This is a genomic window from Paracoccus versutus, assembly GCF_000763885.1.
GTDB lineage: Bacteria > Pseudomonadota > Alphaproteobacteria > Rhodobacterales > Rhodobacteraceae > Paracoccus > Paracoccus versutus.
The window spans coordinates 26,360-34,289 of record NZ_JRKO01000054.1 but is presented as its reverse complement, the minus strand read 5'-3'; the positions used below and the strand labels follow the sequence as shown (position 1 = coordinate 34,289).

10 protein-coding genes are annotated in these 7,930 nt (G+C 71.2%); 4 read left to right on the top strand and 6 right to left on the bottom strand.

What is annotated here, in order from left to right:
• Positions 1-22 precede the first annotated feature (22 nt).
• A complete protein-coding gene (locus IT40_RS20755) occupies positions 23-610 on the bottom strand; it encodes a GNAT family N-acetyltransferase (RefSeq protein ID WP_036759339.1) in 588 nt (195 codons plus the stop codon).
• 98 nt (positions 611-708) lie between these two features.
• Between IT40_RS20755 and IT40_RS20750 the strand changes: the two genes are divergently transcribed.
• Positions 709-1,485, top strand: a complete 777-nt coding sequence (locus IT40_RS20750; RefSeq protein ID WP_083539059.1) for an AzlC family ABC transporter permease — start codon at positions 709-711, stop codon at positions 1,483-1,485.
• A complete protein-coding gene (locus IT40_RS20745) occupies positions 1,482-1,814 on the top strand; it encodes an AzlD domain-containing protein (protein WP_036759337.1) in 333 nt (110 codons plus the stop codon). Before IT40_RS20750 ends, IT40_RS20745 begins: the two co-directional genes overlap by 4 nt.
• Here the strand turns inward: IT40_RS20745 and IT40_RS20740 are convergent.
• From IT40_RS20740 to IT40_RS20725, 4 genes are all read right to left on the bottom strand, one after another.
• On the bottom strand, positions 1,799-2,446 hold the full coding sequence (locus IT40_RS20740; RefSeq protein WP_052096194.1) for a hypothetical protein: 648 nt from the start codon (positions 2,444-2,446) through the stop codon (positions 1,799-1,801). The two genes, IT40_RS20745 and IT40_RS20740, sit on opposite strands and share 16 nt — an antisense overlap.
• A gap of 23 nt (positions 2,447-2,469) precedes the next feature.
• Positions 2,470-2,622, bottom strand: a complete 153-nt coding sequence (locus IT40_RS20735; RefSeq protein ID WP_024845773.1) for an aa3-type cytochrome c oxidase subunit IV — start codon at positions 2,620-2,622, stop codon at positions 2,470-2,472.
• A gap of 62 nt (positions 2,623-2,684) precedes the next feature.
• A complete protein-coding gene (locus tag IT40_RS20730; protein ID WP_036759335.1) occupies positions 2,685-3,707 on the bottom strand; it encodes an MBL fold metallo-hydrolase in 1,023 nt (340 codons plus the stop codon).
• Positions 3,704-5,395: an acyl-CoA dehydrogenase family protein gene (locus IT40_RS20725; RefSeq protein WP_036759332.1), complete on the bottom strand. Its 1,692-nt coding sequence runs from the start codon at positions 5,393-5,395 to the stop codon at positions 3,704-3,706. Before IT40_RS20725 ends, IT40_RS20730 begins: the two co-directional genes overlap by 4 nt.
• 114 nt (positions 5,396-5,509) lie before the next feature.
• On the opposite strand from IT40_RS20725, the gene IT40_RS20720 reads away from it, so the two are divergent.
• Positions 5,510-6,460: an L-threonylcarbamoyladenylate synthase gene (locus IT40_RS20720; RefSeq protein WP_036759330.1), complete on the top strand. Its 951-nt coding sequence runs from the start codon at positions 5,510-5,512 to the stop codon at positions 6,458-6,460.
• Positions 6,461-6,463: 3 nt separating this feature from the next.
• On the opposite strand, the gene IT40_RS20715 is transcribed toward IT40_RS20720, so the two are convergent.
• The gene (locus tag IT40_RS20715; RefSeq protein WP_036759328.1) at positions 6,464-7,036 is read right to left on the bottom strand and encodes a YqgE/AlgH family protein; all 573 of its coding nucleotides are present in this window, start codon (positions 7,034-7,036) and stop codon (positions 6,464-6,466) included.
• A 107-nt stretch (positions 7,037-7,143) separates the two neighbouring features.
• On the opposite strand from IT40_RS20715, the gene IT40_RS20710 reads away from it, so the two are divergent.
• On the top strand, positions 7,144-7,926 hold the full coding sequence (locus IT40_RS20710; protein WP_036759325.1) for a protein-disulfide reductase DsbD domain-containing protein: 783 nt from the start codon (positions 7,144-7,146) through the stop codon (positions 7,924-7,926).
• Positions 7,927-7,930 lie beyond the last annotated feature (4 nt).

The following is a 7,930-nucleotide window of genomic DNA, read 5'->3' as shown; positions in this document are numbered from 1 at the left end:
GGGCAGAGGGGGCGGGCGCGCGCTAAAGCGGCAGCCGCAGCACATGGGCCGGCGCCGACCAGGGCCAGCCCAGCCTTTGGCGGTCCTGCGGCTGGAAGCCCATCGCCCGCCATGCCGCCAGCGCGGCGCGATTGCCGGCCTGGACCTCGGCGCGCAGGGCGGGGTGGCCCTGCCGGCGGGCATGGGCGGCGGCGGCCTCGACCAGCGCCCGCGCGATGCCGCGCCCGCGCCATTGCGGCAGCACCGCGATCCCGTCCAGGACCAGGTCCGCCGTCTCGGCGCCGGGTCGGTAAAGCCCGGTCGCCAGGTGGCGCAGCCGTCCGCGCACCGGCCCCCAGACCGCGACGAAGCCGCCGTGCCCCGGATCGAGAAAGCCGCCCCCCGCATCGCGCAGCCCGGCGATTCCCAGCAGCCGCCCCGAGGGCGACAGCGCCACCAGCGCGCCCTGCGGCCGCATGGCGGCGCGGACCAGCGCCGCGCCCTGCCGCGGCCCTGCCGGCCAGGGCAGGATCTGCGCCCCGAAATGCCGCCAGTAAAGCGCCGCCGCCGCGCCCCGCAGCTCGGGCGGGATGCCGCGCAGGATGCGGGGCGGGGTCTGCGATCCGGTCATGGCTGTCCCTGCATGTTCTTGTATGGTGGTTCTTGTGTCGGGCGGCGGTTTTGGCCATTGTGCCGCCAGCCTTATCCGCATCGCGAGCCTTTTTCACCATGTCCGCGCAAGCCGGCCTTGCGGCCCAGCCCAGCCACTCTCCCGACCAGAGCCGCGCGCTGCTGCGCAGCCCGGCGCAATGCCTGCGCCACGGCTTCCTGCAGGCGCTGCCCTTTATCCTGGTGCTTCTGCCCTTTGGCATGCTGTTTGGCGTGGTGGCCACGGATGCGGGGCTGGACCTGCCGCAGATCCTGGGCTTTACCGTGCTGGTGCTGGCCGGCGCGTCGCAATTCACCGCCGTCCAGCTGCTGACCGACCAGGCGCCGGCGCTGGTGGTCATCGTCTCGGCCATCGCGGTCAACCTGCGCATGGCGATGTATTCGGCCTCGCTGGTGCCCTGGCTGGGCGGGGCCAGGCCGCGCGACCGGGCCTGGATTTCCTATGTGCTGATCGACCAGACCTATGCGCTGGCGATCCAGCATTATGAAAAGCACCCGCGGCTGAGCATGGGGCAGCGCATCGGCTATTTCCTGGGCGCGGCGCTGGCCACCTGCCCGTTCTGGCTGCTGGCCACGCTGCTGGGCGTCTGGCTGGGCAACGCCATCCCCGAGGGCTGGGCGCTGGATTTCGCCATGCCCGTCACCTTCCTGGCGCTGATCGCGCCGATGCTGCGCAGCCCGGCCCATGTCGCGGCGGCGCTGGTGGCGGTTGTGGCCTCGCTGGCCTTTGCCTTCCTGCCCTCGGGGCTGGGGCTGTTCGTGGCCGCGCCGCTGGCCATGCTGGCCGGCGCCGGGGTCGAGGTATTGATGGAACGCAGAAACGGAGCCCGCCTGTGACCGGCTATAGCGATGTGACGATCTGGCTGATCATCCTGACCGTGGCGCTGGGAACCTATGGGTTGCGCTGGTCCTTTCTTGGCGCCTTCGGCAGCCGGCCGATGCCGCTCTGGGCGCAGCGGCTCTTGCGCTATACGGCGGTGGGGGTGCTGCCGGCCATCGTGGCGCCGCTGGTGGTCTGGCCGGCGGCCACGCATGGCGAGCCCGATCCGGCGCGGATGATCGCGGCAACGGTGGCCGTGGCGGTGGGCGTGGCGACGCGCAACGTGCTGGCGGCCATCCTGGGCGGGATGGCCACGCTTTACACGGCGCTTTACCTCATGACGTGAAGCTGGCCGTCGCGGCCATAGCCGGCGATCGCGCCGCCCTTCTGGCGCAGCAGCACGTCGTGGTTGTTGGCCGGGTCGCCGTCCATGTGCCGGCGCGAGGTCACGCCCGGCAGCGTCAGGAACCATTCGCGCAGCTTGAGCGGCGAAAAGCCGGTGGGCGCGCCTTCGAATCCGGGCACGCGGCTTAGCGCCTTGCCGGTGTTGACGGCGCAGAAGCTCTTGTTCGAGGCCCCCTGTCGCTCGACCGAGCGGATCGCGGCCTCGGCGATGGCCAGCGGCACCTGCACCGTGTCCTCGGCTACCCAGTAGGTCGAGCGCGCGTGATAGTCGATGTAGAAGTTCCTGAAGTTCGGCGTGATGCCGTAAAGCACGTCGTGCCGTTCGGGGATCGCCGGGTGTTCCCAGCTGCCGGCGGGATCATAGATCACCCGCTGGCTGCCGTTGATCATCACCGCGGAATGCCCGCCTTCGCCGCGGGGGATGCCGATCACGGTGAACAGGGTGATCGAGGGCGGCCCCTCCGCGACATAGCGGGCGCGCCGGATCGACTCGTCGCTGGCCCATTTGTTGTCGGAACCGCAGGCCGCAAGCGCGGCCGGCAGCGCCAGCGCAAGGAAGGCACGCCTTTGCATCTTTGGTCTTTCCCCGGTCAGGATCAGGCGTTGGCCAGGGCCATGAATACCAGCACGGCAATGGCCAGCACGCTGACCCAGGTCGCGGCCTTGATGAAGCCTGCGAAGGTTGCCTGGTGGTGACGGATGTCCATTTCGCCGTGCTTGTGTTCGGTGATTTCGTGATGCGAGGCCATGATCCTGTCCGTAAAACGATGCGATGCGTCGGGGGCAGGGATAACCCAAGGCGCCGGCCGTGTCACGCCCCCCAAAGCACCGCGCCCGATTCGGTCTGGCCCACGGGCCACACCCGGCCGGTCGCGCGCAGGTGGTTGATGTGGCCCACGGCCTCGGCCAGGGCGAGGCCGAATTCCGGCTTGGCGATCTGGCGGCGATAGAGCAGCGGAAAGCAGCCGACGGTGCTTTGCGGCTGTTGCCGCAGCCCGTCCAGCAGCCGGTCCAGCGCGGCGCGCTGGTTCTCGGCCAGTTGCCGCAGCCGGGTCGGCAGGCCGCGATAGGGCAGCTTGTGGCCGGGCAGGACCAGTTGCTCGGGCTGCGCGAACCCGGCCAGCCGCTCGCAGCTTTCCAGCCAGTCGCCGACGGAATCGGCCTCGGGCTCGGTCGGATAGACGCCCAGGTTGGGCGAGATCGTCGCCAGCAGCTGGTCGCCGCCGATCACCAGGTCGTCGTCGAGCGACCACAGGGTGGCATGTTCCGGCGCGTGGCCATGGCCCATGCGCAGGGTCCAGCGCCGCTCGCCGAAGGCCACCTGCTGGCCCTCGGCCAGCCGCCTATAGCCGGGGGGCAGGGGCGCGCAGACATCGGCGCTGTTGAAGGGGCGCTCGTGGCTGCGTTCCTCCAGCAGCTCGGGCGGCATCCCAGCCTGGCGCCAGAAGGCGATGGCCTGCGGCGTCGGGCGTTCCTGCACGTCCAGGATGCCCATCCGCGCCGTCAGCCAGGCCGAACGCGAGGTCCAAAGCTCGGCCCCCTGGGTCTGGAACCAGCCGGCCAGGCCCATGTGGTCGATATGGTGATGGGTGGCGATCAGCCGCCTGACCGGCGCGCCGGCCAGCGGGCCCTGCAGGATGCCCTGCCAGATGCCGCGGGTGCGGCGGGTGTCCAGGCCGCTGTCCACCAGCGTCCAGCCATCCGCGTCGCGGAAGGCATAGACATTGACCGTATCGGGCTTGAAGGGCAGGGGCAGCTGGAACCAGAACACGCCGGGGGCGATCTCATGCGCCTCGCCCTCGGCCGGGGGGTTATGTGTCTCGCTGCGTATCACCCGGCCATTTGACCCAGCAGCACGGCGTCGTCAAGCGCCTCAAGATCGGCCAGCCCGGCGCGCGCCGCCGCCAGGTCGGCGGCGAATTGCGGCAGGATGCGGGCGATGTAGAGCCGCGCCAGCGCCTTGCTGCCGCCGCCGGTTGCGGCGCGCAGGTGGTAATGCGCGCCCAGCACCCGCGCAAAGGCGGAGAGGTAGGGCACGGCGCCGGCAAAGCGGTCCGGCATGTCCCGGTCCAGCAGCTCCTGCGTCGTCTCGCGCAGGGTTTCGGCGGCCTGCCACAGCTGGTTGGCCAGGTCCGGCTCGGCCGATTGCGCGGCCTTGGCGCCGTCCAGGATCTCGTCCAGCAGCGCCATCGCCGCGGCGCCGCCATCGGCCAGCTTGCGGCCGACCAGGTCCATGGCCTGGATGCCGTTGGTGCCCTCGTAGATCGCGGTGATGCGCACGTCGCGCAGGTATTGGGCGGCGCCGGTTTCCTCGACATAGCCCATGCCGCCATGCACCTGCACCGCGGTATCGGCGACGCGGATGCCGACATCGGTGCCATGCGCCTTGGCGATCGGCGTCAGGAAGGCGGCGCGCGCCGCCCATTCGTCCAGGCCGGTGGCCCGCGACATGTCCAGCGCCACCGCGCAGGCCATGCAGATGGCGCGGGCGGCAAAGACCTCGGCCCGCGATTCCGCCAGCATCCGGCGCACGTCGGGATGGCGCAGGATCGGCCCCGCCTGCACCCGTTCGGCGGCATAGGCCACGGCCTGCTGCAAGGCCGCCTCGGCCTGGGCCACGCCCTGCACGCCGACGCCCAGCCGCGCCGCGTTCATCATGGTGAACATGGCGGCCATGCCCTTGTGCTCCTCGCCCACGAGCCAGCCCTTGGCGCCCTCGAAGCTCATGACGCAGGTCGGGCTGCCGTGGATGCCCAGCTTGTGTTCCAGGCTGACGACGCGCAGGTCGTTGGCGACGCCCGGCTTGCCGCTCTCGTCCGGGATGAACTTGGGCACCATGAACAGGCTGATGCCGCGGGTGCCCGGCCCGCCGTCGGGCAGGCGCGCCAGCACCAGGTGGCAGACGTTCTCGGTCACGTCGCTGTCGCCCCAGGTGATGAAGATCTTCTGCCCGGTGACGCGATAGCTGCCGTCGCCCGCGCGTTCGGCGCGGGTGGTCAGCGCGCCCACGTCCGATCCCGCCTGCGGCTCGGTCAGGTTCATCGTGCCCGACCATTCGCCCGAGATCAGCTTGGGCAGGTAGAGCGCCTTGAGTTCGTCGCTGCCGTGATGCTCCAGCGCCTCGATCTGGCCCTGGGTCAAGAGCGGGTTCAGCTGCAAGGCCAGGCAGGCCGAGGCGAGCATTTCGTTCACCGCCATGTTCAGCGCCTGCGGCAGGCCCATGCCGCCGTATTCGGGATCGGCGGCGATGCCGATCCAGCCGCCCTCGGCCAGGGCGCGGAACGCCTCGGCATAGCCGGGGGACGAGCGCAGCTTGCCGTTCTCCAGCCGCGCGGGGGTCAGGTCGCCGGCGCGGTTCACCGGGGCGATCACCTCGGTCGCCAGCTTTCCGGCCTCGGTCAGGATGGCGGCCATGGTCTCGGCCGTCGCCTCGGCAAAGCGCTGGGTGACGGACAGGTCTGGAAACGACACGACCCGGTTCAGAATGAACGCGATCTGTTCGACCGGGGCTTGATAGGCCATCCGCACTCTCTCCCTCTGGCGCCTTGGCAAATCCGGCTGCGGCGCGTAACTGATGCCTTGGGCTTCGATCATATTTGCCGGCCCGCGTCCATCAACCACAACCCGACGTAACGAATGCAGACGCTGATCCTTGGCCATGACCCGCAGGGCGTGCGCGCCGCCGCCGACCTGCTGGCGCAGGGCGAACTGGTCGCCATCCCGACCGAGACGGTCTACGGGCTGGCCGGCGACGCCCGCAATCCGCGCGCCGTGGCCCGCATCTACGAGGCCAAGGGGCGGCCCAGCTTCAACCCGCTGATCGTGCATCTGCCGGACCTGGCGGCGGCCGAGCGCATCGCCGTCTTCGACGATGCCGCGCTGGCGCTGGCGCGGGCCTTCTGGCCGGGGGCGTTGACCATGGTGCTGCCGCTGCGGCCCGAGGCCGGCATCGCCTCGCTGGTGACGGCGGGGCTGGATACGGTGGCGATCCGCGTGCCGGCCCATCCGGCGGCGCAGGCGGTGCTGCGCGCCTTTGGCGGGCCGCTGGCGGCGCCCTCGGCCAATCCCTCGGGGCGGATCAGCCCGACCACGGCGGCGCATGTGGCCGACCCCGAAAGCGGGCTGGGCGGGCGCATCGCGGCGGTCCTGGATGCGGGCGCCTGTCCGGTGGGGGTGGAATCGACCATCGTCGGCTGGGTCCGGGGCCGGCCCGCCCTGCTGCGCCCCGGCGGCGTCGCGGCCGAGGCCATCGAATCCGTGCTGGGCCAGCCGCTGGCCCGACCCGAAGGGAATGCCGAGGCGCCGACCTCGCCGGGGCAGCTGACCAGCCATTACGCGCCGCGCGCCAGCCTGCGGCTGAACGCCGGGGACGCGCGGCCGGGCGAGTTGCTGATCGGCTTCGGCCCCGTCGCGGGCGAGATGACGCTGAGCCAGACGGGCGATCTGGCCGAGGCCGCGGCGCGGCTGTTCGACCTGCTGCACCGCGCCGATGCCGAGGGGCGGCCCATCGCCGTCGCGCCGGTGCCGGACGCGGGCCTGGGCGCCGCGATCAACGACCGGCTGCGCCGTGCTGCAGCGCCGCGCTAGGGCTCAGGCGTGGCCCGCGCTGGGCGACAGCATCAGGGGGTCGATGCCCAGCGATTTCAGCGCCGCGCGCCATTTGCCGGGATTGTCGGTGCCGAAGATGATCTCGTCGCCGCGCTCCGAGGTCAGCCAGCCGTTGTCGCGGATTTCCGAATCCAGCTGCCCCGGCCCCCAGCCGGCGTAGCCAAGCGCCAGCACGGCGGGCTGCGGGCCCTGGCCGCGCGCGAAATCTTCCAGGATGTCGCGGGTGGTGGACATGGCGAGGTCGTCGGTGATGCGCATCCGGTTCTCGCCCAGGTCGATGTCGCGGGGGGCGCGATGCAGCACGAAGCCGCGCCCCGGCTCGACCGGGCCGCCGAAGCGGACGGGGATGTCCAGCGCATTCGTGCCGGCCTGGATGCCAAGCTGTGCCAGCAGGTCGGAAAAGCCGATCTCGGGCAGCGGGCGGTTGACCACCAGCCCCATGGCGCCGTCCTCGGAATGGGCGCAGACCAGGATCACGGATTGCTCGAAGCGCGGGTCGCGCATGCCGGGCATGGCGATCAGCATCTTGCCGGTCAGGTTGCTCGACTGGTCCATGATCTGCTCCGTCCTTTTCCTCAAGATCGGCCCTGTCGGCTGTTTTCGCAAGGGATTGCCGCTAATGTGACTTCACCCCGAGGGGGCGGGGCGACTAGAACGGCAGCATGAAGACCCTTGCCCTGCTATTCATGACCGCCGCGCCGGCACTGGCGCAGGATCTGCCGCCCGGACTGGCATCCGCCGAACTGCTGCCCGGCTGGACCACGGCCGAAGGCCAGCGCATGACCGCGCTGCACCTGCGGCTGGAGCCGGGCTGGAAGACCTATTGGCGCAGCCCCGGCGATGCCGGCGTGCCGCCGCGCTTCGACTGGGGCGCCTCGCGCAACCTGGCCCAGGTGCGGCTGCTCTGGCCGCGCCCCGAGGTGATCGAATCGGGCGGCGAGCGCACGCTGGGCTATCACGGTGAACTGGTCCTGCCGATCGAGATCACCCCGGCCAGCCCCGCCGCGCCGGTCGAACCCAGGGCGGTGGTGGATTTCGGCATCTGCCAGGACATCTGCGTGCCGGTGCGGGTGGAATTGCAGGCCGGCCCCCCCGGCCCGGCGCCCGATCCGCTGATCGAGGCGGCCATCGCCCGCCAGCCCGAGACCTCGGACCGCCAGCCCGAATGCCGCATCGCCCCGATCCAGGACGGAATGCAGGTGACGGCCACCCTGCCCGCGGCGGACAGCGCCCGCGGCGACGAGGTGGCGATGGAACTGGCCGACGACGAGATCTGGGTCTCGGCCCCGGAAACGCATGCAGCCGGCGGCCGGCTGGCGGCGCAGGCGGATTTCGTCGCGGCCTCGGGCAAGCCCTTTCCGCTGGATCCGCAGGCGCTGCGGGTGACGCTGATCGGCCCCGACGACGCGGTCGAGTTCCGCGGCTGCCGCGAGGCGGCGGACTAGCCGT

Bases quoted from the DNA above. Each gene is read 5' to 3' on its own strand.
- IT40_RS20755 (WP_036759339.1), bottom strand. From the start codon at position 610: ATGACCGGATCGCAGACCCCGCCCCGCATCCTGCGCGGCATCCCGCCC.
- IT40_RS20750 (WP_083539059.1), top strand. From the start codon at position 709: ATGTCCGCGCAAGCCGGCCTTGCGGCCCAGCCCAGCCACTCTCCCGAC.
- IT40_RS20735 (WP_024845773.1), bottom strand. From the start codon at position 2,622: ATGGCCTCGCATCACGAAATCACCGAACACAAGCACGGCGAAATGGAC.
- IT40_RS20720 (WP_036759330.1), top strand. From the start codon at position 5,510: ATGCAGACGCTGATCCTTGGCCATGACCCGCAGGGCGTGCGCGCCGCC.
- IT40_RS20740 (WP_052096194.1), bottom strand. From the start codon at position 2,446: ATGCAAAGGCGTGCCTTCCTTGCGCTGGCGCTGCCGGCCGCGCTTGCG.
- IT40_RS20710 (WP_036759325.1), top strand. From the start codon at position 7,144: ATGAAGACCCTTGCCCTGCTATTCATGACCGCCGCGCCGGCACTGGCG.
- IT40_RS20725 (WP_036759332.1), bottom strand. From the start codon at position 5,395: ATGGCCTATCAAGCCCCGGTCGAACAGATCGCGTTCATTCTGAACCGG.
- IT40_RS20715 (WP_036759328.1), bottom strand. From the start codon at position 7,036: ATGGACCAGTCGAGCAACCTGACCGGCAAGATGCTGATCGCCATGCCC.